Source organism: Marinilactibacillus sp. XAAS-LB27, assembly GCF_036039175.1.
Lineage (GTDB): Bacteria > Bacillota > Bacilli > Lactobacillales > Carnobacteriaceae_A > Marinilactibacillus.
Window position 1 is genome coordinate 453,282 of record NZ_JAYXKP010000001.1, and the last position, 22,793, is coordinate 476,074.

The 22,793-nt window shown below is 36.8% G+C and carries 30 protein-coding genes; 1 reads left to right on the forward strand and 29 read right to left on the reverse strand.

Features of this window, described 5'->3' with window-relative positions:
- Positions 1-4: 4 nt before the first annotated feature.
- The 16 genes from VXN63_RS02150 to VXN63_RS02225 are packed head-to-tail and all read right to left on the reverse strand — an operon-like array spanning position 5 to position 17,251.
- On the reverse strand, positions 5-2,014 hold the full coding sequence (locus tag VXN63_RS02150; RefSeq protein ID WP_327756319.1) for an SGNH/GDSL hydrolase family protein: 2,010 nt from the start codon (positions 2,012-2,014) through the stop codon (positions 5-7).
- Entirely contained in the window at positions 2,015-3,517 is a 1,503-nt protein-coding gene (locus VXN63_RS02155) for a phage tail spike protein (protein ID WP_327756320.1), read from the reverse strand.
- On the reverse strand, positions 3,517-4,446 hold the full coding sequence (locus VXN63_RS02160; protein ID WP_327756321.1) for a hypothetical protein: 930 nt from the start codon (positions 4,444-4,446) through the stop codon (positions 3,517-3,519). The genes VXN63_RS02155 and VXN63_RS02160 overlap by 1 nt, the downstream gene beginning before the upstream one ends.
- Positions 4,446-9,083, reverse strand: a complete 4,638-nt coding sequence (locus tag VXN63_RS02165; protein ID WP_327756322.1) for a phage tail tape measure protein — start codon at positions 9,081-9,083, stop codon at positions 4,446-4,448. The genes VXN63_RS02160 and VXN63_RS02165 overlap by 1 nt, the downstream gene beginning before the upstream one ends.
- A gap of 18 nt (positions 9,084-9,101) precedes the next feature.
- Positions 9,102-9,281: a hypothetical protein gene (locus VXN63_RS02170; protein ID WP_327756323.1), complete on the reverse strand. Its 180-nt coding sequence runs from the start codon at positions 9,279-9,281 to the stop codon at positions 9,102-9,104.
- A 35-nt stretch (positions 9,282-9,316) separates the two neighbouring features.
- On the reverse strand, positions 9,317-9,667 hold the full coding sequence (gpG, locus tag VXN63_RS02175) for a phage tail assembly chaperone G (RefSeq protein WP_327756324.1): 351 nt from the start codon (positions 9,665-9,667) through the stop codon (positions 9,317-9,319).
- A gap of 59 nt (positions 9,668-9,726) precedes the next feature.
- Positions 9,727-10,344 (reverse strand): major tail protein, encoded by a 618-nt coding sequence (locus tag VXN63_RS02180; RefSeq protein WP_327756325.1) that lies wholly within the window; start codon positions 10,342-10,344, stop codon positions 9,727-9,729.
- Between the two features lie 3 nt (positions 10,345-10,347).
- Complete coding sequence (locus VXN63_RS02185; RefSeq protein WP_327756326.1) at positions 10,348-10,722, reverse strand: hypothetical protein; 375 nt, start codon at positions 10,720-10,722, stop codon at positions 10,348-10,350.
- Positions 10,719-11,093 (reverse strand): HK97-gp10 family putative phage morphogenesis protein, encoded by a 375-nt coding sequence (locus VXN63_RS02190; RefSeq protein ID WP_327756327.1) that lies wholly within the window; start codon positions 11,091-11,093, stop codon positions 10,719-10,721. The genes VXN63_RS02185 and VXN63_RS02190 overlap by 4 nt, the downstream gene beginning before the upstream one ends.
- Entirely contained in the window at positions 11,093-11,425 is a 333-nt protein-coding gene (locus VXN63_RS02195) for a phage head closure protein (RefSeq protein ID WP_327756328.1), read from the reverse strand. The genes VXN63_RS02190 and VXN63_RS02195 overlap by 1 nt, the downstream gene beginning before the upstream one ends.
- Positions 11,412-11,768 (reverse strand): head-tail connector protein, encoded by a 357-nt coding sequence (locus VXN63_RS02200; protein WP_327756329.1) that lies wholly within the window; start codon positions 11,766-11,768, stop codon positions 11,412-11,414. Before VXN63_RS02200 ends, VXN63_RS02195 begins: the two co-directional genes overlap by 14 nt.
- A gap of 17 nt (positions 11,769-11,785) precedes the next feature.
- Positions 11,786-12,991 (reverse strand): phage major capsid protein, encoded by a 1,206-nt coding sequence (locus VXN63_RS02205; protein WP_327756330.1) that lies wholly within the window; start codon positions 12,989-12,991, stop codon positions 11,786-11,788.
- A 2-nt stretch (positions 12,992-12,993) separates the two neighbouring features.
- Positions 12,994-13,674, reverse strand: a complete 681-nt coding sequence (locus tag VXN63_RS02210; protein WP_327756331.1) for a head maturation protease, ClpP-related — start codon at positions 13,672-13,674, stop codon at positions 12,994-12,996.
- A gap of 34 nt (positions 13,675-13,708) precedes the next feature.
- Complete coding sequence (locus VXN63_RS02215; protein ID WP_327756623.1) at positions 13,709-14,929, reverse strand: phage portal protein; 1,221 nt, start codon at positions 14,927-14,929, stop codon at positions 13,709-13,711.
- A 23-nt stretch (positions 14,930-14,952) separates the two neighbouring features.
- Positions 14,953-16,749: a terminase large subunit gene (locus VXN63_RS02220; protein ID WP_442915293.1), complete on the reverse strand. Its 1,797-nt coding sequence runs from the start codon at positions 16,747-16,749 to the stop codon at positions 14,953-14,955.
- A complete protein-coding gene (locus VXN63_RS02225; RefSeq protein WP_327756332.1) occupies positions 16,733-17,251 on the reverse strand; it encodes a phage terminase small subunit P27 family in 519 nt (172 codons plus the stop codon). The genes VXN63_RS02220 and VXN63_RS02225 overlap by 17 nt, the downstream gene beginning before the upstream one ends.
- A gap of 102 nt (positions 17,252-17,353) precedes the next feature.
- Between VXN63_RS02225 and VXN63_RS02230 the strand changes: the two genes are divergently transcribed.
- Complete coding sequence (locus VXN63_RS02230) at positions 17,354-17,518, forward strand: YjzC family protein (protein WP_327756333.1); 165 nt, start codon at positions 17,354-17,356, stop codon at positions 17,516-17,518.
- Positions 17,519-17,649: 131 nt separating this feature from the next.
- Here VXN63_RS02230 and VXN63_RS02235 read toward each other — a convergent pair whose 3' ends face one another.
- The 13 genes from VXN63_RS02235 to VXN63_RS02295 all read right to left on the reverse strand — a co-directional run bounded on the left by VXN63_RS02235 (position 17,650) and on the right by VXN63_RS02295 (position 22,782).
- Positions 17,650-17,967: an HNH endonuclease gene (locus VXN63_RS02235; RefSeq protein WP_327756334.1), complete on the reverse strand. Its 318-nt coding sequence runs from the start codon at positions 17,965-17,967 to the stop codon at positions 17,650-17,652.
- A 37-nt stretch (positions 17,968-18,004) separates the two neighbouring features.
- On the reverse strand, positions 18,005-18,325 hold the full coding sequence (locus tag VXN63_RS02240) for a hypothetical protein (RefSeq protein WP_327756335.1): 321 nt from the start codon (positions 18,323-18,325) through the stop codon (positions 18,005-18,007).
- A gap of 76 nt (positions 18,326-18,401) precedes the next feature.
- Positions 18,402-18,938 (reverse strand): hypothetical protein, encoded by a 537-nt coding sequence (locus tag VXN63_RS02245; RefSeq protein ID WP_327756336.1) that lies wholly within the window; start codon positions 18,936-18,938, stop codon positions 18,402-18,404.
- A gap of 178 nt (positions 18,939-19,116) precedes the next feature.
- A complete protein-coding gene (locus tag VXN63_RS02250) occupies positions 19,117-19,533 on the reverse strand; it encodes a sigma-70 family RNA polymerase sigma factor (protein ID WP_327756337.1) in 417 nt (138 codons plus the stop codon).
- Between the two features lie 39 nt (positions 19,534-19,572).
- Positions 19,573-20,088, reverse strand: coding sequence for a Holliday junction resolvase RecU (locus VXN63_RS02255; protein WP_327756338.1), 516 nt, complete (start codon positions 20,086-20,088; stop codon positions 19,573-19,575).
- Entirely contained in the window at positions 20,072-20,281 is a 210-nt protein-coding gene (locus VXN63_RS02260) for a hypothetical protein (RefSeq protein ID WP_327756339.1), read from the reverse strand. The genes VXN63_RS02255 and VXN63_RS02260 overlap by 17 nt, the downstream gene beginning before the upstream one ends.
- Entirely contained in the window at positions 20,281-20,481 is a 201-nt protein-coding gene (locus tag VXN63_RS02265) for a DUF6877 family protein (protein ID WP_327756340.1), read from the reverse strand. Before VXN63_RS02265 ends, VXN63_RS02260 begins: the two co-directional genes overlap by 1 nt.
- Positions 20,481-20,690 carry a hypothetical protein gene (locus VXN63_RS02270; protein WP_327756341.1) on the reverse strand — a complete coding sequence of 70 codons (210 nt, stop codon included), beginning with the start codon at positions 20,688-20,690 and terminating at the stop codon, positions 20,481-20,483. The genes VXN63_RS02265 and VXN63_RS02270 overlap by 1 nt, the downstream gene beginning before the upstream one ends.
- Complete coding sequence (locus VXN63_RS02275) at positions 20,683-20,925, reverse strand: hypothetical protein (RefSeq protein ID WP_327756342.1); 243 nt, start codon at positions 20,923-20,925, stop codon at positions 20,683-20,685. The genes VXN63_RS02270 and VXN63_RS02275 overlap by 8 nt, the downstream gene beginning before the upstream one ends.
- Positions 20,915-21,259, reverse strand: a complete 345-nt coding sequence (locus VXN63_RS02280; RefSeq protein WP_327756343.1) for a hypothetical protein — start codon at positions 21,257-21,259, stop codon at positions 20,915-20,917. The genes VXN63_RS02275 and VXN63_RS02280 overlap by 11 nt, the downstream gene beginning before the upstream one ends.
- Positions 21,260-21,272: 13 nt before the next feature.
- Positions 21,273-21,761 (reverse strand): hypothetical protein, encoded by a 489-nt coding sequence (locus VXN63_RS02285; protein WP_327756344.1) that lies wholly within the window; start codon positions 21,759-21,761, stop codon positions 21,273-21,275.
- A gap of 3 nt (positions 21,762-21,764) precedes the next feature.
- Entirely contained in the window at positions 21,765-22,577 is an 813-nt protein-coding gene (locus tag VXN63_RS02290) for a DNA adenine methylase (RefSeq protein ID WP_327756345.1), read from the reverse strand.
- A gap of 10 nt (positions 22,578-22,587) precedes the next feature.
- A complete protein-coding gene (locus VXN63_RS02295) occupies positions 22,588-22,782 on the reverse strand; it encodes a hypothetical protein (RefSeq protein ID WP_327756346.1) in 195 nt (64 codons plus the stop codon).
- Positions 22,783-22,793: the final 11 nt, after the last annotated feature.

Consider the following 22,793-nt stretch of genomic DNA (forward strand, 5'->3'; position numbering starts at 1 on the left):
AAATTCACAAGTATATTGTTGTACTTGCAATCTTCCTTCCTTTTAATAACCTACCTCTATATAAAGGATGCACTCCATCCTTTGGAGAGAAGTAATGTAATTTATTATACCTATTGATGCCTAACGTATAATAACAATCAATGACTTGTATTTTATATTCTTTCCCTAATTCAATCATCGCATCTACAAAATCTGTCAACTTGTGTTCTCCAGCTACCCAATTATCTGAATCAAGTTCTCCGTTCTCTTGGAAACAATACATAGGAGTGGTAAGAACGATTTTTAAATTAGGATAAGTTTCCATCATCCTTCTAATTGAATAACGCAAGGCACCAACATAGGTAGATACGTCTTCTGGATTTTGTGGATTGTCTATTTCAACAGTTCCTCGCCAATCATTTTGACCATACCCAATTCTTAGAATATCAATCTCACCAAAATCTATTTTCTTCAAATCTTCTACTTTTGTTTTGAAGTAGCTTGGCATTCCAATTCCAGTAGCACGTGCACTCACTTCTTGAGCTGAGAAATTTCCAGAAAGAATCGCATCTACTATTTTATGCAAACTAAAGTTATTAAAATGTTCGTTGGTATGATTGGCTGCTCTCGTCCCACCGAATCCCATATTGATCACATCAAAACCAGTTTCATTCGCAATGACACTGGAAACATCACTTGGACCGCCTATACCTGAAGTAAGCGAATCTCCCAAATCAACTTCCTTAATCTTCTTCTCTTTTTCTGAAAAGATCGATAAATTAGAGATATGGTTTTTTCGAATCGTGGTCTCCATTTGAAACACTTCTGCAAGTTCATAATAGTAAGGCACTAGATTGATGGCCATCCTTACAGCACCTGTAGGTGGTCGCCAAGTTTGCCATGTAGCCATCGCTTCATCTGAATTGAAATTGAAATATCGACTTATAAAGGACCCATCTGCTCGTTTGAATAGGATATTAGCTACACCGTAAGTTTGATAATTTACGGGTAAAGCCTCTACCCAGTTGGTATGTTTCCTGTTTGACCTAGTGATTTCTTCACCTGTCGTGACGTCTATTGCCTTATCTACTTCTGAAAGAGTCATTTGTTCAAAGAGATTAATTGGTTTAAATAAAGGATCGATAACTTTTTCAAAATTGTGCTCTGAAAGTCTTAAACTCTCCATCTTTTCTTTTTTGGGAATAAACCTTAAGGTAGCTGCTAAATTCGGAAAATCAGTCTCTTCATCCCACCAATAAGCTCTAGGAACGTTCCCTATGAAATAAGCTGCATCTTTAGGCGGTTCAATTCGTCTAACGACTGCAATCTGTTCATCACTACCGTGCAAGGATGCTGAAATAAAATTATCAGAAGCATCTTTAAATACCAATGAGTTATTTCCATAGGTCTCAATCACACCTGGTTCAGTCAGATAGATTTTACCTGTATTTTTAAAATTCATCACACCTTGTGCAAAACGACCATTTACTGGATCGTAAAACTCTCCACGTGGACTTAAATTTACTGGCATGATGTTCTTACTCTCGTCTTCAGCATAACTTTCTTTTAAGAAGTTTGTCTTCTTAGGTGCAATGGTTCCATCGGGTACTTCGATGCCTTGATAGACACCAAAATCTTTCCAAGAACCATTATTCCATACATACGAATGACCATCTTCAAAAACTAGAATAGGTCCAGGTGCACCGTTTGGATACTTTGTATTTAATTCTGCCTTAGTCGTGACAGCATCATAAGGACCATTTTCAGACAAACTGGCCACTAGTTGATTAACATACCCCGTCGTTGCTTTAGTCAACATAGATTGGCCTAACTCAGTTTGTTTCTTATCTGAAGCTGATAATCGGTCATTTAAGACATCATAAGCCCCTCTAGCTCTTGATACTTCCATATTGGCATTACCATTCTTAGATGCTTCTTTGAACGTATATTCCAGTGAGTCGTGTATAGCTTGTCTCATGTTCTTAATATACGGTTCTTGTATAATCTTATTGAGGAAGGTCTGAATACCAGCCATCTACTCCTCTCCTTTCATTTCTTCAACTAGCTTTTTTAATTCTAAAAAATCTGCTTTAAATTGATCAATATCAATCGGCTGGTCAATAGTAAGTTTATTTAACTTAATCTTGTCTAAGTGACGTATCATACCGTCCCTTTCTTCTGTGGCCAGATCATATGTGGGAATGGCTGCGATCGCAATATTTAATTGATCAACGACTTGATTCAAATTCGTAATTGACTGACTCAACCCAGGTATATCTGCATTTCCAAATTGAACAACAATCGTATCGACAACCTCATTGACTTGTCTTACTTGATGGTTCAATGTCACTATCGTATTCGACTGTCTCGTAACGATATTTTGTAATTCGGCCACTCTTTGAGCACTTTGGTTAGACTCTTTTTGATATTGCGATCGAGTTTTAAATTTATCACCAATCGTTAGCAGTGAGCTCTCAGGATGATTTAACTCAGTTTGTTTGCCAACTACGCGTAGTGTCTCATCAATAGACATAAGTGGATTAATTGTTGGATAGCCATTCCCTACTTTTAAAGTGTCGATATCCAAGCCTATTAGAGAGAGATCAATAGCCGTTAGTTTGTATTGATTCAGAACAAGTTTTTGCTCGTCCATAAACTTTATCCCTGTTGATATCAAATTCGAAGGTAACGTGATATCTTCCCACACTTTTGACTTTCCTAAAATACCAAATTCACTTATCAGATCGGGCCGGTCAATGTAAGGTAAACCGTTATTAACTGAATCAATCGTTAACCTAGCTTGTGAAGCATCTGTAGCAGCTTCATTTTCTGACTCCAACCGAATACCAAGCGGTGTAAGACGTGTTATAATTTGTGAAGGATCTACTTCTTTTGTGATACTCACTAAGTTTTTAGCAAGCTTGATTTCTGTTGTGGTATCTTCCCCTACTCGTCTTAAATAATCTAAATAACGGACTCCATTTTCTTTTCTTACACGCAATTCCCCACCTAGCCGATTCACTAATTTATCCATGATAGTTTCAAAAGTCGTTTGCTCTGCAGACAAATAAATATAAGCATTGTCCGTATTATTAGTAACGTCAACGATACCTGGTAAAAATCGTTTATAGGGCTCTACTTGTTGATTATGATAGTTCAATATCGTTTCATAGAGATCGTAAGGCGTTCCGCGATACTCTAAATGTCTTTGTGAAGAATCGTGTAAGTAACCTAATTCGCCTTCACAAAGATAAGCTCTTCGAACAATTCCCTCTTCGTTCATTTCTTCTAAAGGTCCTAACACCCTACCTTCAAATTCGAATCGTTCTGTCTTTAAATTTTGAACTGTTACTAAAGTTTTTAACGGCTTGATTAAACCATAACCACTATTATTTAGTAACATCGAAAAATTAAATGAATCAATTAAGTTGATTTCAGTCTTGATCATTCCCTCAACTTTTGTTCCTGATACAGTAGGGCTATGAATAATTCTACCAAGAGAATCATCAGGACCCTCAAGTAAGGTCACTTTATACACTAAATCACTTCCTTATAAAAGAGAATCTCAACGTCAGCTTGAACACCACTAGCAATCACTACTTGATTATGACCAGCATTGAGTGCAAGCAAATCCGACTTGGTTACCGCCCCCATGAGATTAAATACTTCTCGATCTCTTATGATTGTAATCGGTCCTGTCGTTCGAATTTCTGGAATGACCGAAGTGATACTTGTGTTATAAAGATCAACTTCTACCGCACCATTTTGAGCTTCAACAATGTCTTGTTCTATAACCCATTGTTTTAAGTCTCGTAGATAGTAAGCTTGTTTACTATCCGCTCGGTCAGTCGGTCTCACATCTGTGATCATATCTGATTTACCAAGAATCTGCCTTCCAATAACCGTTCCTCCGTCAAAGTTTGTAGACCAAGCACCGACAGTAGCTGTTTGGCCAATTGTCATCTTTTTGAAAGTTGTTCTTCTTAACTTATATGATGTCTCCAAATAAATATCCGTAATATCGTAATCATCCCAGTAAGGACTACCTTCCCTTGTATCTTTTCTTCGGAAAGGATAGGCATCAAACGTAGCGGTAAGAACACCACCATCACGCCATCGTTCTTCGAATTCAGGTTCTTTTTGAACTTCAGCCATAAAATAGTATCCAGGTAATTGATCATCGTAAAGCTTATCTTTTCCAACAGTTCCCATCAGCCAACCGATAATTTCGTTTATTTGAAGATTCATTTCTATTTTGTTTCTAGCGATGATATTAAAAGGATAAATAAGCTTACGATTCGAAAAAGTCTGATTGCCGTATAGCGTAGAAAAATCAAAATCTTGATTACTATATGGCGGTTTATAAAGCTTCTTTTCTTTTTCAGGATAGCCAATAACTTTGTTGGGAGAGATACCTAACTGCTTATCTCTCCAAGAATGTGCCCCGTTAAAATAGATTCCTTCCACTAAGCTAACCCCCTTCCTGTAAGTCTGATTCGTCTACCTTCTTCTTCATCCGTGTGATCACTGATAGCTCTTGCGATAGTACGACCTTCTATGTTAAAAATAAATTCTTGTTCCTTTTGAGCTAAATCTGCAGAGTAGTTTTTGATTTGTTCAAGAACCCCTCTCATTTGATCCATCCCTAGATTTAAGACATTTGCAAGTTGACTTAGATCATAAGAAGGCTCTCTTTCTCTCGTAGCCTCTCTTACTCGATTAATACTTTGAATAACAGAAGAGTCCCTAGGAATCCCTACACCGTTTGCATATTGGGGAATACCAGGTACTATCCGCTCTGTTAACGAAGCTTTGAATACTTTTGTCCCTACTGGCTCATCTGGTAGCAAGACGTTACGTCCGAATGGAATATAAGAAGTACCATCTGGTCGTTGAATCAATTCTCGGAACTTAGAACCTAACTGATCATTAACAATCATAGGCCCTCCAGGATGATAATTAGTACCTTTAGCATTTCTAGTAGCGTAAGGTCCGATACCTGCTGGAGCTTGTCCTACTGTTTCGTAACGAGTCGTGAATGTTTTGCTGCCATTTAGCTGTCTAACTTTGTTCCAAGCATCTCTTGCACGATCGAGTGCACTTTTTGTACTATCTGCATTTGTTGTAATCGGAAGATTTTTTGAGCCTGGATCAAAACCTTTATAATCCCTAAGCAAGCCGTGAGCTTTTATTGTAGGATCAACAGCATCGATATTATTTACTTTCAATTTCTTTTCAAATTCAGGTAAGTTTCTCCATGAATTGTATTCTTCTTCTGACTTCAATATTTTAGAAAGTAAATCGATATTATTACCAAGTATTTTCTTCTCCTCAGTGGGTAGATTTAGCCAACGTTTATACCCTTCTTCTGAACTAAGAACAGTTGATAGTAGATCTGTGTTGTCTCCTAAAAATTTCTTGTCATTTTCAGGTAAACCCATCCAGCGATTGTAGAATTCTTCTGACTCTAAAACAGCTGCTAAAAGATCTAAGTTATCTCCAAGAATCAGTTTATTCTCATCCGGTAATTCTTTAAATCGATTTAACATCTCTTCAGACTCAAACAACTTTTGGGTTATGTCGTAATTATCTGCAAGCAAATCTTTTACTTCAGGATCTATTCCTTGCCAGTAGTTCATTTTTTCTTCTGATTCTAAAATAGATTTCATAAACCCGTAGTTATCAGCATCGACTTGCTTAATTTCAGTCTCGTACTCGTCCCATAAGCCAAGATACGTAAGTGCTTCAGTCATTTTTTCTGGAGAGTTAGAATACATAAGGGCTGTTTGTTCTTCCAACTCCAACTCATTCCACTTTCCACTGTCATCTAAAGCTCTAATGATTGTTTCAGAGAATTGATCATCAATAATGATTTGCTTCTCTTCCCAAGACATTCCGTCCCACCAACCATTTTGAATAGCCGCTTCTCCAATAATTTGTTTGGCATTAGAATCTAAATCAGCATTTTTAAGCTGGAATCGAATATTATTCCAAGTTTGCGTATTTTCAGCTGCTTCAATGACGGCTTCGCGTACATTAGTCTTAACTTCTCCCGTTTTAGGATCAAGTATCAACTCGTTCCATACTTTCGCTCCACGCTTAGCTTCATCAGCTTTCCAAGATAGTAACTCTGCGTTTTCCTCAGCACTTTTAGCCATTACTTTCGTCAGCTTTGTAGCATTATCAATGATTTGTTCGTTACTCTTAACCATTTCTTTACTAGCTTCATCCATACCATCAATTAGCTGACCATTGGCGAAAAATACTTCGTTAGCTAGTTCTGGATATTTCTCGGCAATTAATGCAATTTGTGCATCCAATGCATCAGATGAAGCATCCTTTGACTTCTCAAACAATTCGACTAGCTTCTGACCTTCTTCAGTATTTAAAATACCTTGGTCATCTAGAAATGATTTGTAATCGTCTAATTTTTGAGAGTAATCTTGGTTAGAAGCTTGTCTTTGCTTACCTAAACTTTGAATCCACGCTTTTGCTTGTTCTTCAGTAGCCTCTGCAACATTTCCTGTCAAAGCATCCATAACCGTTTGGCGATCATCAGCGTCTTTTATCGTTATCTTCAGATATTCTGCAGCACTCTCTTGCATCAAGTCTCTGATTATTCCAGCTTCTAGAATTGAATTTTCTCTATTTTCATTAGCAGCTCTTTCACGAATCTCTGCTACTCGTTTATTATTTTCTTCTACGATTTGTAAAGTATCTTCACGAGTCTTAACAGCTTCATCTACTATCTCTTGAGCAGCGCCCCTTATTTCTTCAGGTAACATATCAATCGATTCTCTAAAAGCATTAATTTGATCAGTCAATTCTGTTTGAATCGACTGACCCATACTTTCAAAATTAGATACCATCGAACTAATATTAGTATCAAAACCTTGCTCTAATAAACTAAATTCACCAATAGCACTTTTAGAATATCCTTGAATTTCCGTTAAGGCTTCATCCGTGGCTTCTCCAACATCAGTACCCCATCGTTTGGTACGTTGACCTGCATTATAGGCTTCTTCTCCCCATAACTTCCAAGCACCATATCCAACAGCTAACAAGCCACCGGCTCCAACAATCCCCCATCCAACTGGACCCAATAGTCCAAGCTGAGTCGTCATTGCACCGACCCCTTTTGCTCCAGCTGCTGTTGCTGCAGCTCCTCCGAATTTTCCGGTAGCTCCAGCTGCCGTTCCAGCTGCACTGCCCCAACTCATAATGTCTGTGGATCCCATAGCTAATTGAGCAGTGAATTCTTTAATCGTTTTCTTTCTGGCCATAACGCCTAAGAATCCGATTGATTTAGTAGTTAATCCACCGATACCTTGAGCTACTCGCCCTGTGACACTCAATAGTGGTCCAGCAGCTGTCGTAATAGCCAACGTCTTGATTATCATTTGTTGCATCTCTGGATCCATATCACTAAATGCTTTGGCCATATCTGCTAATCGTTCTATTAAAGGACGTGCAGTAACAAGTCCATCTTTCAACGCTCCGACAAATGGACCACCAAAAGTAATGGCTACGTCATTCGCTTCATTCCGTAACATTCCGAGTTGAGATTCTAGCGTTTCATACCGAATATTCGCTTCTGTAGACAGCGCAGTGTTCTCTTCCCATGCATCGTTAGACATTTCAACGGATCTTGCAAATAGTTCACTTGCATTACCTGCACGTAAAAGGGAATCACGTAGTCTTACTTCTGAGATCCCCATATCATCTAGTAACTGAATGGCAGATGTTCCTTTTTCTTCTGCAGCTCCTAGACCTTCAATGAATGCACCTAAAGCACCAACAGCATCTGTTTCAAAAGCTTGTTTAAAGTCTTTTGCACTCATATTGGCAACTGCTGCGAAAGCTTCTAAGTTGTTTCCAGATTTAATAATTTTATTTAATTCTCCGGATGTTTTACCCATAGAAGCTGCAAGTGCCGTGAAATCTTTTGAACTATTCGCAGACATTAATTCCAATTCACGTCTAGTCATACCAGTAGCTTTTTCTAAATCAAGCATCTGTTGATATCCTGTTTCGGTTGCTACTTTCATATTGATCATAGTTTTAGACAGCGCAGTACCACCGGCTTGTGCTTCAACACCAACTGAACTCAATGCCCCTGCCAGACCTACGATATCCGCTTCACTCATACCAATCTGAGATCCAGCACCAGCTAATCGCATGGCGAGTTCTGTGATCTCTGATTCAGTTGTCGCAAAGTTGTTTCCGACTTTAACTACTGAAGACCCTAAACGATCAAAGTCATCTTGAGACATATTCGTGATGTTGGCCAATCGTGCGAAAGAAGTCGCAGCTTGTTCTGCAGACAAGTTGGTAGACTCTCCTAAGTCGATCATAGTTTTTGTAAAGGAAGTAACTTTTTCTGTTTGAATCCCTAATTGCCCTGCGGCTTGTCCTACTTCTGCAATTTCTCTATGAGTGGCCGGCAATTCTTTAGCTAACCCTCTTAAGCCATCTTCGAGATCTGCATAGCTATAAACGACATTGCCATTTGAATCAACGACTTCATCATTTGTCTTCCGGACACCCGCAAAAGCTGACTCCCAATCCATCGCAGCCTTAACAGCTAATCCAACGCCCGCAATGATAGGCAAAGTGACACGTTTAGTCATCGTATCTCCAAAATCAGCCATTTGTTTCCCACGTTTTTCAAGAACGCCACCGAACTTGTTTAAAGATCCTGTTAGACCCTCATTCAAGACTTTCATCTCAGCCAACTGTCCGGCTGTTTGAACCATTTGATGTTCATATCCTGCCAACTTTGCGGCTGCATCGTTATACTTTTGAGCAACCTTCGCAGTAGTTGATGTAGCATTTCCCTGAGCATCTAAAGTATCATCATAAGCCTTTTTTAAATAACCGAGTTCGTTTCTCTGAGCGGCGACTACTTTAGTTAAAGCCTGATTCTTAAAGCCTAGCGCATCGATTTTATTGCCACCAGCATCAACAATCTTAAATCCAGCTGCCATTTCTCGTGTAGCTGTTTTTGTAGCACGTGTAGCTCCTGTCAAACTACTGGAAAATGCAGTTGTATCAAGACCAAGAGTGATAAGCATCTGACCAAGAGGCTTTCCGTTTTGAACCAATAATTTTCCTCCTTTCTTTTAGGATTGAATCTCTTTAAACCAATCTTCCATTGAGATTACTTTTTGAGATTGAACTTGTTGATTTGAAGTATTATCTTCGGAACTAGTAGAAAACATAATGTCATCTAGATATTGAACATCTGTTTCTAGAATAGTGTTTATGCTCCAACCAGGATGTGCTTTAATAATCTGCTTCATTAACTCAATATAGGTATCGTATAAATCGTTACCTTTTACAGTTCCTTTTTTTCAGAAACATCCTCTTTAAGATCTTCTTCTTTGTACCCCAAGACACGCTGCATAATGATATCCATGATGACGCCACTATCCTCTACTTCTAGACCGTCCAATATGGCCTTCTTAGTTACTCTTTTATCTTCAAAAAGTTCTGCTACAAATCCAGCTCTGAACTCCGATAGTTCCATTGAGGTAGCTCCATCTGGCTCACCGTTTTCGTTAACACGATCCACCAATTCTGCTTCTTCTTTTACATATTCCAACCGTTTCTTGAATGGAACAAAATCTTGAATAAACGTTTCAAACTTCCCGTTAGACATACGTAAATTTAATTTAATTGCTGACATAGTTACCTCCAAATTTAAGTATTAAAAAGGGCTAACTCATTGAGCTAACCCTTTTACTGTTATTCTCCTGTAGCGTCGCCTGTATCAGATCCTGAGCCAGATGTGTCTGGCGCTTCTCCAAATAATTCTTCGAACAATGCACTATACTCATCATCTGAGTGAGCAAAACCAACTGTTTCATTTTTACCCTCAATTTGTTTAGCTGTTGGCGCGAATGAATATTGATCTGCTTCAGGCGTTGGTGGTGTTCCTTCTTTTGAAGCAGAACCAACTGTTCCACGTCCAAATTTACCTGCATAAAGACCAGTTCCTATCTTTTGACCACGTAAATCACTAGATTCAAACAGAATAGCGCAGTATGGAGGTCTTGTTGATTCTCCTGCGTGATAAACTCCATTAGCGTTCTTCTCTCTACCTAGCACTTTATGGTCCAATTCGTGAGGCAGATCTAGCAAGCTGATTGTAGCTGCTACATCTCCAACACCTTCTTGAGAAATAAAGTACGGAATATCTGAACCAAATACTTTAATAGCCTCTGGTGAAATTCCGGTAATTTCAAAAGAGCTCGTAGCTCCTTCATCTTGCTTCCCTTCAATCACATGTCTTTCTCCTACAACTGGTACTAATTTTTCATCTAAGAATTGAATAATCGCTCTTCTAAATCCTACTTGTGTCATGTTTTATTTCCTCCTAGTTGTTGTATATTGTCTAATTAAAACTTGAATTTCTTCATTTTCTGAATGTGATCTGTCCTCGCCGTATACCTGATAGTAATCGAATGACTCCATACCTCTATCTAATCTATCAACTGTCTCTTCAATATCTGTCACGCTCAAATCAATAAAAGCCATCACCTGTAGACGATAGCTTCTAGAATGATATCTATTTGATCCGTAAGAACCATTAGTGTCTCCAACTGACTCAACTTTAAAATAAGGAACTTCCTCTAAGCTTTTGTACATTGTTGGTACTGTATAAGAGAAAAAAGGTTCATCCTTTAGTTCTGGAAAAATTTTAGGTAACACTTCTACCGCTACTTCCGCAACTGGTGTCATAGTCCCAATCCCTTTTTGAGTTCGGTCATATATTCTTGCATAACAGCTTCTGCTTCCGTATCAACTGTCTTTTCTATGAAATGTTGACCAGCTTGGTGTTGAGAGCCCATATTTACCACATGCGCTCGGAAATAGGCTTTTCTACCATATCCCACATCGACTTCTCCGTTCTCACGAACAGCGCTGACAGAAACAGTCTCTTTAAGCAACACTCTCCCAGTAGTAGGATCCGTAGGTGTGTTCCCCTCAAGTTTTTCTCCTAATTTGAATCCTGCTGATTTTCCAGCTGTTCTTCTTATCTTTCCATCTACATCTGCAATCGTTTGAGAAATGTTTTTTTCAATATCTCCGAGATCTATATTAACGACCATTAACTCACCGCCTTTAAAATCAATACCATGAAATCTTCATTTTCAACATCAGGGTTAATTTCCTCAATGTTATAATCAATACCATTGATTTCAGCAATCCAATCCGGTTGAATTTCTTCTTTTTGTTTTTGCCTAATAATGATATTAACGGTATTTTTATAAGCAGAATCTTCGCGCTTTATTTCTTCTAGATACTTTTGTTTGTATGCAAACCATGGCGTTATCATCACTTTATACTTGTCTATCCTAGTACCATTAGGACCTGTATCATAACCATCTCGCTTTTTAAATTTCATTCTCTTAATTAGTTTTCCTGTCCTACTGAGAGACATCTAGATCACCCTCTTCAAAAGAAGCGTATTTCCCTTTTAATTGCAAAAGAATACTCGTAAATCCTAGATCATATTCTCTTAAGGTACCATTAGCTGTTGAAGATTCTATAGTAGCTGAGCGAGCATTATAGTAATGATCCGTCAACATGATAATCGCCGTATTGAGCAATTCAACCGTTTCAGAGTTTTCCGTATAAAAAGAGGGCTTATTTATTCCGATAGCCCCCTTAATGTATGCAATTGCCGAAATTGCTGCTCTTTTGACACCTCTGTCATCATCATCGTGATCAACTTTTATATCAATTTTAATTTCATCTAAATCAGTATTTGGATTTATTAACATAGAGCATCATGCTCCTTTTAATTTGTTGTTTCAGTTACTGGAGTTTCGTTAGCAATCGAACCAAATGAAGCAACAACAATTGCTTCATCATCAACCAATTTAACATCGAAACGATCGATTACACGTACCTTAGTAGTATCTGTTTCAAACGCTCCACCACCGATGTTAGTAGTCAATAAACTCATTTGTTCACGATCATAAAGAGTCACTGCTTCTTTTAAATCTCCAATATAAAGTGGAAATTTAGGGTTAGCAGCAGCACCTTTATTAGGCAACCAACGATTTCCAACTTTTTTAATTGGTTTTCCTAAGAAAGAAAATCCAGTTGCCAAGGTTACGTCTTTTTGCAAAACATAAGAACCATCAGCATGTTTAACTTTGTCCAAAACATTAAACCCTGATTGATTTGTTACAAACATAGATGTCGTTTCAATAGCAGGATCTAGCTGAACATTTTTAATATCTTTGATATCATCAATCGTTGAGATTTCTTTTTTCTGTGTTGTTTTGATTCCATCAATGGCAGCAAGGATTTTAGCATTACGTGTAACTACAACTTTCTTAGAGATCCATTTAGTTAACCAAGTCATAATATTTTCAGCTGTATCTTTTAACAAAGTGTTTGTAACTGTTGAAATCCCACCATAACGTTTGATTAAGTATTTAATCAAAGTCAATTTAGGATCGTCCATTGCTGGTACTTCTGAATCTTCTGAATCTAACTCTTTTAATTCTTGAACATCAGACCATTTTTCATATACACGCGATCCGTTACTAGTAGTAACATTTTCAACATTGACGTATTCCTGTAAAGAATCAAAACTACGTACCAATGTATTGATTGTAGTACGTACATCAGAAGGAATTGTCAGCCCAATCGCATTACCATTTTCGTCTGTATCTGAATTGATCAAAGCCATAACTTGAGGCTCGCCTTTAATCATCGCTTTAAAGTCCGTAATGAACTCATTTTTCAAAACTTTTTGTTCTGGGTTTAACGGTTCTTTTTTAGCATTCGCGACTTGTTCAGCTTCTAAATTAGTAACTTCATCCTTCGCAATATCTCGTTTAGCACGTGCAGCATCTAACTTAGCTTTTAACGCTTTTACATCATGTTCAGAAACTTCATCATCCAACAATGAAGCTTGCACCTTTTCACTTAGATCAAGAACTAAATCTCCAGCTGCTACCCAGGCATTTTTGGCATTTTCTAATTTACTCATTTTCATGCTCCTCTTAATATTTTTATTTTTTTAGCTAGTAAACTTTCTGATTCTGTTTTCTTTTTTAATTTTTCTGGAACGTTCTTGTAATCAGCAAACAACTTATCACTGATACACGCAGCAACGCGGTTTTCTTCTAGTATTTCATCAGCAAACCCATACTCAACTGCTTCTGTTGCAGACAACCATGTTTCTTCGTTTAATAATTCTGTTAACTTCTCAGCAGTAATTTTGTCACCTATTTTGCTCAAGTAACTCTCTTGCATTGATTGACCAATTTTTTCTAAGTCATCTGCTTGTTTTCTTAAATCAGTTGCGTTCCCCATAACAATAGTCCAAGGATTGTGAACCATAATCATTGCATTTCTAGGGATATAGATACGATCTCCGGCCATAGCTATAACACTTGCTATTGAAGCAGCTAAGCCATCAATATACGTATTCACTATCGCTTTATGTTGAACTAACATTTGATAAATAGCTACTCCATCGAATACACTTCCGCCAGGACTATTGATATGGAGATTGATTGTATCGACTTCCCCTAACTCTTTTAAATCTTTCTGAAAGCTGAGCGCTGAAGTATCACTATCATCCCATTCATATCCACTTGATACGATTTCACCAAATATCGTAATTTCTGCTGTAGTTCCATTCAAAAGCATACTCCAAAACTTCTTCATTATTTCACCTCCTTTCAAAGATATAAAAAAAGACCTATTCCTTTTCGGATACGTCTGATTTTCCTGTGTTATTTGATTTTCGTAATCCTGGGTCCATGTCGATTGGATAAAGATCTCCGGATATGTGATAATCATCCATTCCATTTTTAGTGATTGGTTGCAAGTCCTCAAATCTTCTCACATCGTTAGGGCTATATGCTCCACCACGTCTCATAATTTGATAGAATTGACCTCTCGCTTGAGTATCCGCCCTTAAAAGACTGGCTACATTAAATTTGTATTTATACCCTTTTTCTTTTTCTTTTTTTGTTAATGTTTTTTTGTTTAACTCAGCCTCATATTGATTGACAGTAGGAACTAGATTATAGGTTAAAAACTCCATATTCAATTGCTCTTGAGAAGAGTAACTAGTTTGAGCGTTACCTATAAAATGTTCTGGTGTATTGTATACCATCGCGATCCTAGAACGTGATATTTTATCAGTATCTAGCAACTTGCTATCGACTAGTTCTCTTTGTAGTCGATCTATTTCTACACCGTTTTCTTCCACAAGTAAACCACCATTTTCTCGGTAAAAACTAGCAATGTTCTTAACTACTGCTGCTTTATCCTCATCAGCCATATTCGTACTGAATTTAACTTTTAATCCTTCATTACTCCCATTCAACTGTCTAAGGGAAATTTTTCGGACTTCATGGTCGTAATTAAGTGTATTCGTTAAAATCCTAGTAGGGTCAATACCTTCAACCCCGCCTAAGCGGGTATGTTTGAAATGAAGCATCTCCATATAATGTACATAGATTAATTTAGCGTGTTGTTTGTTATCTGTAGCTGTAACTTGATAGTAAAGCTCTCCTGATTCCATATCGATTACCGGGCTACATGCACCTGGCTTAATTAACGCCATATCAGTAATCTGCCCATTAATGTCTCGAAAGAGCTGTACATATGCATTTCCTTGATAATTACGTAATGCCTCAATATCCCTAAAGAAATCAAATTTGGTAAAATACCTTGGTCCTTCGTTGAGCAAATTAAAAGCTGGTGAGTCAGTTGGTTGTTCATAGGTAACATCAATCATTTTCATAGGCAGTGAGGCGAATACGTTTGATACTCGACTAATCACAGCGAATATCGCTTCAGATATTTCCTCTTTACCAACGAGATGGTCAACCAGTTGCGGATCATTTAAATAGACTTCTCTTTTCACTTGTACTTCTTCTTCGATTCCTAATAGGGATTTGAATTTATCCATCACTTTCAATCTCTCACCTCCTCTCATAGATTCCTTAGATCACTAACTGAATAGAACGTCACTTTAGCTTTTCCTTGAGGTTTTACTAACAGATCTAATACTTTTACATGGCTGTTCAACATAGCTGCAAAACCATCAATCTTACGGTTTTTATTTTGCTTAGTCGGTAGGTAGTTTGAGTTTCTGTCTTTAACCAATTTCACATTAGACAAGTACCAGTTGAACAACTTAGAATTGTTGTGAATGACCTTGCCATCTAATAACATTTCTTTCAAGTTTTGCATAGGACCACCCAAAGTAACAAATCCTTGTCTGGTTTCTTCAGTTTCAAAACCATAATTGATTAATTCTTTGTTTAATCTCAGCGCTTTAGCCTTATCGTAATTAACTTGAATAATGTCATATAATTTCGATTTCTCAACAAACCATTCAAATACATATTCATAATTAACATAATCACCAGGAATAATTGTCAAATCTCCTTGCTTTTCCCAAGCCTTGATACGCTCTTTGTTCTGATCCTTATCGTATCTAGCTTGAGGTATCCAAGTGTGTTGCATAACAAAGACCTCGCCATCGTTTAAAGGAAATTCCAATACTGCAGCTGTAAAATCTTCCGTTTCCGAAAGGTCAAATCCACCTACACAATGTTTTCCTTTAAGCGTTTCGAGGTCTATAGTTTTATTATTCTTTTTGATTGTTGGCATATCTACAAAAGATAATTCATCAATATCTGAAAACAAATTGAACTGTTTTGTTATCCAATCAGCAAATTCTTTTGGGTCTTTTTTATCTTTGACGTAATCATCGACCATACCTATAAAATTCATCATGCATATGTTTGGATTGGCTTTAATCCACTTAGTAGGATCATCTGCTTCTTCCGGAGAGTCTAATTTTGCGATATAGTAAAACGTTCTTTCGTCAATGTCATCTTCTAAATGTTCCAAGCAGTCAATTCCCTGCTCATAATAAGACATCAGTGGTCCTTCTAAAACATAACCAGCTGTCGTAATATATACAATCAAAGGCTGTTTACGAGTACCTCTGGATTTTTTGATAACATTGATCAATTTGTAATTAGTAAACTCATGTATTTCATCAAATACACCAAAATGTGTATTTAAACCATCTAGTTTTCGACTATCAGAAGCTCTAGGCTCCATTTTCGAAAAAGTAAATTCATAGGTAATTGCAGCTCGCTTCGGCTTACCGAACTTTTTATACAGTGCTGGAGATTGTTTTACCATCTCAGCTGCTTTATCAAACAATAATCCAGCCTGATCACGAGCATTCGCTAATACATAAACATTTGCTCCTTGTTCCCCATCGTATCCCAACATATAGGTCGACAATCCAGAAATCAAAGAGGTTTTACCATTCTTTCTACCTACAAATACTAACCCCTCGCGAAACCTTCGCTCACCTGTATCTTTATGGACCCAACCAAACATTGATCCTATTATGAAATGTTGCCAAGGTTGCAAAACAAAACTTTCAAAGTCACCCTCAGTAGGTTTACACTTTTTCTCAATGTACCTAATAGGCCTATGTGCTCGTTCACTATCAAATACCCATGGAAAGTCATCTGTACCTTGTCTTCCTAAGTCTCTAATGTGACGTTTTGCAGATTGAATATTTTCTTTACTTGCTGGAATACTCCCGTCAATCAATCTTTCAGCATACCAGGTCGTTAGCAATTCTGGATAAGGGTTTAAAAGATATGCTCCCCAAGAAGCTTGCTCTTCTCGGTAGCTGCTCCAAAAAGCGACTCTTTCGGTGTAGTTCATTTTTAAAACTGTCTTAGAAGTCATTGTCATCATCTTCATCTTCAGCCATCTTAATAGCCAGTTTCGCTCTCGCAGAAGGTGATAAACCTAAGTCACTACCGTAAGTTCTAATATTTTTAGAGCAAGTATCCATCTGTTTAGAAAGTGGATTCCCATACATTTCAGGAGAAACGTCTATAGGTTCTCCTGTTTGCTCTTTTCGTAGCTTTTGTCTACGATATTCTTTTCTATGCTCTGATTGCATCTTCTTGAATTGTTTTGTCAAAGCTACATATTGAGAATACCAACTACAATACAAAGCCATCGAGTGAACATCAGGATTACTAATCAACTCGATAGACATCAATTCTTCTTGGATAAATCCAAAAGCTTTTTTCCCTAACGCATCCAACCAGGATGGCGCAGTTATTTTATTAGTGGCCATCTTTAGATTTTCTTCTGCTTTAGCTCTCTTTTTCAATTCCTTAGTATTTTTCTTATTTGGATTGCCATTAAGTAATTGTAATTTTGCACTCTTGGCTGGCTGTGGCATTTTATCACCTTCTTTCTGAGAAAAGATTTGCTATTTTTGTCTTTGGTTCTATAATAAGCCTGTCAGCATAATCTGCTGATAGATTTAGATGGAGGTGATTATATGAGTAACTTGTACAAACCTGGTGAAGATAATAAACCAGCAGGCAAATACGAAGAAGTTGGCCCTCGTGGTGGAAAAGTTCCTAATGGAAATAACGCAACGATTGACAAAGGCGATAGATTACCACCAACTTCTGAAAAGGGACATAAATGGAAAAAGAAATAGTTATTCTTAAGCTAACCGTTGTAAGCGGTTAGCTTTTCCCATCTCAAAAAAATTAAAAAGCGGTTTTTTTACAAAGGATAGACTGCACCGTTCTCCAGGAACGTTGTCGTATTAACGTTCGGGTAGGGGGGCTATCTCTCTTTGACTGCGTAAAATTTTACGACTGATGACTTCGGTTTCGTTTTCTTTTTACCACCGCTACGTTCTGGATGATCTTTGTTGTGGCAACTATCGCAAGATACTTCAAGATTATCTTCATTCCAAAATAAAGTTAAATCTTCTCTAGCTTCTACAATATGATGGACGATATTGCCTCTGGTAGTTATCCCTCTTCGTTTACATTCCTGACATAGACCAAAGTCTCTTGCGATAATCACCGGCCGTAACTTTTTCCATCTCTGAGTCTTGTACAACTTGTCAATGTCATCACGTTTTCTTGGCCCGTACATTACAAGCACCTTTCTGAATCTAAAAACGTTAAACGTTTCATTTCCCGTTCTCCTTTATCTTCTCGTAATAAGTAGATATTAACGCTTGCTGAACCGCAAAGATTCCGTCCGGTCCCAACTTGCTCACATCAAGTTTTAGATTTTCTTTCATAAAACGTTTGTTATGTTCTGAGTTTAAAATTTCTTGCATAGTGTAATAATTAATTGCTGCAACTTCATCAACTGTCAATCCACTGGATGAAATGATGGATAGCATTGTTTGGGCTACTTCATCAACCTTTTTGTTCTGTCTAACTTTATTCAATTGATGTAGATTAGGATATTTAGATTTATTAATAACTCTTTTCTTCTTGGACACGTCTATTCCTCCTATATTAATGTACAAAAAAAGACATCTATATAAGATGCCTTTTTTTGTACATTAATATTAGTAATTAGTTTCTAAGTAAAGATATCAGTAAGGCAATAACAGCTATAACTATTGAAACTTTACTTTCAGAAGATTTTATACTTTTAAAATCACTCATAAACTCTGAAAACTTCTTAATTACTATAGTTAAAGTTATAGGTATCCATATATTCAAAACCATTATATAGGTATAATGTATTTTAGGTTCTTGAATAGAAATTAAATGTTCTATATCAAAAAATAATACTATGAAATATAGTATTGCTGAAAAAGATACTAATATTGACGTTGCCAGATACAAAACTACTATAAGACATCCAATTATCTGTATTACTTTATTGAATACATCTATAAAACCTGATCGTTCTTCATTAACATACGACTTAATTATTTTCGGGAATAATGAAAGTGTATAAAATGCTCCTAAAAGAAACAATCCATGTAATCCTATATTCTGTAAAACACTTAAATCTGAAAAAAAATTATAAATTTCTTCACCAAATATAAAAAGTATACCAAAAATAGTCGTTGCGATAATCCATTCTTTTTTCCGTTTCAGCAATAATCTCTCCCTTTTTCTTTTACTATATCAAAAACCCACCCGAATAAACAGGTGGGAAAAATAAAGGAGAAGATAAAGTTAAATCGATATGGATGTCTCTTAAACTTTATCACTCTATTAATATACACCATCTAAGTCAAGATGAAGGTAACATCTAAGTAACTTACGTAACGTACCCTTACTTTCCTTCAGAGAATTTAATCATCTTCATGATATGAGCATGTTTGTTTTTTATATACTGATAGTCATAACTTAGAGTCCTTGCTACAACTTCCAATGTATAACCTTCGACGTATTTCAGTTTCAGGATCTCATGATCTAGTCCATTGAATCTATCTATCAGTTTAAGAACATTTTCTTTTTGTTTGAGCAATTCCTTTTTTCTATCGTTCAATGTATTAATCACCTTATTTATATTTTTTTGTCTTTCCAGTGTTACTAGATAAGTTTGGTTCTTTGCAAGATCTCCATCTTTCCCATTGGCTTTTGTTTCCCACCTGCTTAGTTCAATCTGATTCACTTTAATTTCAGCATCCGTTAAATCTAGGTCTTCCTCGATAGATAATAAAGTTGCTAACCATTGATACTTAATCATTCTCACCCCATGTCTTTATCATCTGTCTTTTATGTTTTATCAGGTAATACCTCCCACTATATTCAGCACTCCGTTACCATAAGCTATTTCAAATTCACTTATTTCGTTTTGATTTACTGACTTCTTACCACTTGTCAATTTTAAATGCATCCAGTCCTCTACTGGGATAGCGTAGAAACTTCTCATCTTAAAACTTACCAGGATAAATGAATACGCACCTAAACTATCGTGTAGCTTCAAATCTTGCTCTTGAATCATGTTTATACGGTCGAACCTTATACTAGGGTCTTCAGTGTGCTTTGCTTCAAATACGATTGATTTGCCGTCTTTAAGAGTACCAGTAAAATCTGGCTGTGCTTTCTTCTCGAAATGCGCTCTAAAGTGTCCTTTGGTTTTATCGATAACTGACAATATCTTCATAGGTTCTGGAGTCTTTTGGATGTGAGCAATATTCATCTTGGAATAATAAGCACAGGTTATTTCAATTAGCTTCTCAAAATGTTCTCCATTGCGTTTAGCTATTAATGCGCTATGACTTCTATTCTGATTTCTCATCTTGCACCTCTCGACTTTCTTCCAGATCGGGACAAGTACGCTTGACTGCATATTGCAAAGCATCTCCTGCATCACGAGAAGAATGTGGCATCTTCTCTAATGTCTTTTCAGATATTGCTTCTATTTCAATTTCCGATAGTAGCCCCATACTTCTAAGGTTCTTTTGAAATTTTTCATATTCTTTCATTCCCATTAGGCATCCACTGCTTTCTCATATCTCTTAACCACATTCTCTGCAAATCTAACTTGTTGCAAGATGTAAGGATCATTTTCTTTATGGCCTTCGACAGCTAGCCAGTCGCTGATTCGTTTATCAACGTCCTGGCTAACAGCTAAGGCTAAACTGTCAGGCAGCTTATCTAAAGCATTACTTAATCTTTCTGAGTAGCTCATTAGAAGTCTCCTTTCGCTCTCTTTTCGGCTGTGCTTCTTAAAGAAGAAGGAAATTTGCTAATTACTTCGTCAAAGGTCCCTAAATACGTGAAGCGATTATATTGTTCTTCATTCTCATTGAGTTTGGTATCAAATAAGAACCTGCCACCATATTCACCGGCATAGATGAACAACTTATCATTAGGTTTTTCTGTTGTTTGATCACTCATTCGCTTGCTCCTCTGGCTTTTCAGGCAGTATGGAATGTTCTTCGATTGGAACCCAATACTCCAAAACTACATATTCATCTGTTGATTCCATCACATCGCCAACAATGTAGCTTCCAACTGAGTAGCCATGTACATAGCCATCTGCATCAATAAACTCCCCTAACCATTGTTTAATCCAATCTTGATGTTCTTCTTCAAACTCTTTTGTCATTCTTGCTTTAAATCTATTTGCCATCGATATCGACCTCAATCCCTATTTTATTTAAATATTTTGTTTCTACCGATACCACTTCTTCGATAGATGTATTTAAATACAAATTCGTTATAGATCCCCTATTATCGTGCTTTTGGTTTGATAAAAGTTTTTCATGCAAGAACCGAGCTGACTCTAAAACGATAGATAACGATTCGTGCTTTGTTGCCAATGATTCCATTTGAAACTTTAAACCTACTTCGCTGTATAAACCCAAATCGATTAAACGCTTTTCTTGCTCTTGCAAAACTTTTTGTGTTTCTTTTACCTTGTGCAGCTCATTACTCATTTCGTTAATCGCTTCCTGTGCATTCATTCGCTTACTCCTTTCAACTAATAACTGTGAACTTGCTTAATCTATCTTGCTTAACGACTTTCTGTACTTCTATCCAATTCCACGGATGTATTTCTTCAACATAGTAATGCACGACTAGATCGGTTGATTCGTAACCAAAGCTTTTAATCCCTGATATTTTGTAGCAAAACTGTTCTATATTATTTAAATTTGTTATATAGTAACCGCCTACGCCTAGTATCTTTTCTTCTCCTTGATTAACTTTCACTACGTTGTATTTGTCTTTTATCGTTTCGTTAATTTCGTATTTTGATACTTGTGGTTTGATGTTAACGTTTTGTAAAATGGCTCTTACTTTCACATAAGGCGCGCCAGATTTAAAATCTGTATACAGTTTTATGTCAAAAAGATGAATGATGATATACTTCTCATTCTCATGTTCAACCATTTCTCCGATTTTGATGTCTGCTTTAAACCCCAATCTGTTTAGCGTCCATATACCAAGCAAGCCTTCGTTAATCAATAGTCACTCCTCCAAATATTCCATCAAATCGATCTGTCCGTTTGGTTCGAAGTTCATCCAAAGTACTTCTTTTGCTATCTTTTTATTTTGATTATTGATACCTACTCTTGTTTCAAAGTAAACCTTTTGCCAGTCCTTAAGAGAGTCTCTATAAATTTCACTATCGTAGCCACTTAAGATAACTGGCCCTTCATGATTCTTTAGAGTATCGATTAATTTTAAGTGTTCAGCCTCATCCATTTCATTCGAGTAGTGCTTAGAAGATCTTGTAGTGTTTAGATAAGGTGGATCAGCATAAATCAACATATCTCTGTCGTTCATCTCTTCAATCAGAATTACAGCATCTTTGTGTTCAATTTGAGCATCTTTCAATCGTTCTGCTGCATCCAAGATGACAGCTGGTATATTCGACCAGTCGTAAGTGTTGTATGGTCCATTCCACGATATGTTCCTTCTCCACCCAACCATTGCATTGGTTTTACCTCCAATAGCAAACCAGCATCTAACGAGCATCCTTCTAGCATCTTCTAAATCATTGGCAGACTTTCTCTCAGAAAGCTGATACTCTTCTCTAGAGTAAGGTGTCATATGAATGAAATAACTTAATTCTTGAGGTCTCTCTCTTATCTGTTTAAATAAATTAACTATACGTCCATCTAGATCATTGATAGTTTCTAAAATATCCTTCGGTTTATTAAAGAAAACAGCACCACTACCAAAATAAGGTTCTAAATAAGATTTGTGCTCAGGAAATTGTTTTATGATCAAATCAGCCATACGCCATTTACTACCTGGATAGTTTAGTATTCGTCTCATACGTCATCCCCTATTCCGACAAATCTCTATAACGAACAGCAATCTTTAGGACTTCATTCATTGCTTCTACATCTTTCTCAGCACGTTCTCTTGCACTATTCGATAGAGATGGTTGAGTCAGTAACTTTTCATAGTCTTCGATAAATTTCTCAGTTCGATCAATTGCTTTTTGCTTATTATCTATATTTAATTTGACTTGAGACATAACTACTCCTC

Excerpts from the sequence above, each read along its gene's own strand:
- VXN63_RS02150 (WP_327756319.1), bottom strand. The coding sequence starts at position 2,014 with ATGGCTGGTATTCAGACCTTCCTCAATAAGATTATACAAGAACCGTAT.
- VXN63_RS02170 (WP_327756323.1), bottom strand. The coding sequence starts at position 9,281 with ATGAAGCAGATTATTAAAGCACATCCTGGTTGGAGCATAAACACTATT.
- gpG (WP_327756324.1), bottom strand. The coding sequence starts at position 9,667 with ATGTCAGCAATTAAATTAAATTTACGTATGTCTAACGGGAAGTTTGAA.
- VXN63_RS02180 (WP_327756325.1), bottom strand. The coding sequence starts at position 10,344 with ATGACACAAGTAGGATTTAGAAGAGCGATTATTCAATTCTTAGATGAA.
- VXN63_RS02185 (WP_327756326.1), bottom strand. The coding sequence starts at position 10,722 with ATGACACCAGTTGCGGAAGTAGCGGTAGAAGTGTTACCTAAAATTTTT.
- VXN63_RS02190 (WP_327756327.1), bottom strand. The coding sequence starts at position 11,093 with ATGGTCGTTAATATAGATCTCGGAGATATTGAAAAAAACATTTCTCAA.
- VXN63_RS02195 (WP_327756328.1), bottom strand. The coding sequence starts at position 11,425 with ATGTCTCTCAGTAGGACAGGAAAACTAATTAAGAGAATGAAATTTAAA.
- VXN63_RS02200 (WP_327756329.1), bottom strand. The coding sequence starts at position 11,768 with ATGTTAATAAATCCAAATACTGATTTAGATGAAATTAAAATTGATATA.
- VXN63_RS02205 (WP_327756330.1), bottom strand. The coding sequence starts at position 12,991 with ATGAGTAAATTAGAAAATGCCAAAAATGCCTGGGTAGCAGCTGGAGAT.
- VXN63_RS02210 (WP_327756331.1), bottom strand. The coding sequence starts at position 13,674 with ATGAAGAAGTTTTGGAGTATGCTTTTGAATGGAACTACAGCAGAAATT.
- VXN63_RS02215 (WP_327756623.1), bottom strand. The coding sequence starts at position 14,929 with ATGGATAAATTCAAATCCCTATTAGGAATCGAAGAAGAAGTACAAGTG.
- VXN63_RS02220 (WP_442915293.1), bottom strand. The coding sequence starts at position 16,749 with ATGACAATGACTTCTAAGACAGTTTTAAAAATGAACTACACCGAAAGA.
- VXN63_RS02225 (WP_327756332.1), bottom strand. The coding sequence starts at position 17,251 with ATGCCACAGCCAGCCAAGAGTGCAAAATTACAATTACTTAATGGCAAT.
- VXN63_RS02230 (WP_327756333.1), top strand. The coding sequence starts at position 17,354 with ATGAGTAACTTGTACAAACCTGGTGAAGATAATAAACCAGCAGGCAAA.
- VXN63_RS02235 (WP_327756334.1), bottom strand. The coding sequence starts at position 17,967 with ATGTACGGGCCAAGAAAACGTGATGACATTGACAAGTTGTACAAGACT.
- VXN63_RS02250 (WP_327756337.1), bottom strand. The coding sequence starts at position 19,533 with ATGATTAAGTATCAATGGTTAGCAACTTTATTATCTATCGAGGAAGAC.
- VXN63_RS02255 (WP_327756338.1), bottom strand. The coding sequence starts at position 20,088 with ATGAGAAATCAGAATAGAAGTCATAGCGCATTAATAGCTAAACGCAAT.
- VXN63_RS02260 (WP_327756339.1), bottom strand. The coding sequence starts at position 20,281 with ATGGGAATGAAAGAATATGAAAAATTTCAAAAGAACCTTAGAAGTATG.
- VXN63_RS02265 (WP_327756340.1), bottom strand. The coding sequence starts at position 20,481 with ATGAGCTACTCAGAAAGATTAAGTAATGCTTTAGATAAGCTGCCTGAC.
- VXN63_RS02270 (WP_327756341.1), bottom strand. The coding sequence starts at position 20,690 with ATGAGTGATCAAACAACAGAAAAACCTAATGATAAGTTGTTCATCTAT.
- VXN63_RS02275 (WP_327756342.1), bottom strand. The coding sequence starts at position 20,925 with ATGGCAAATAGATTTAAAGCAAGAATGACAAAAGAGTTTGAAGAAGAA.
- VXN63_RS02280 (WP_327756343.1), bottom strand. The coding sequence starts at position 21,259 with ATGAATGCACAGGAAGCGATTAACGAAATGAGTAATGAGCTGCACAAG.
- VXN63_RS02290 (WP_327756345.1), bottom strand. The coding sequence starts at position 22,577 with ATGAGACGAATACTAAACTATCCAGGTAGTAAATGGCGTATGGCTGAT.
- VXN63_RS02295 (WP_327756346.1), bottom strand. The coding sequence starts at position 22,782 with ATGTCTCAAGTCAAATTAAATATAGATAATAAGCAAAAAGCAATTGAT.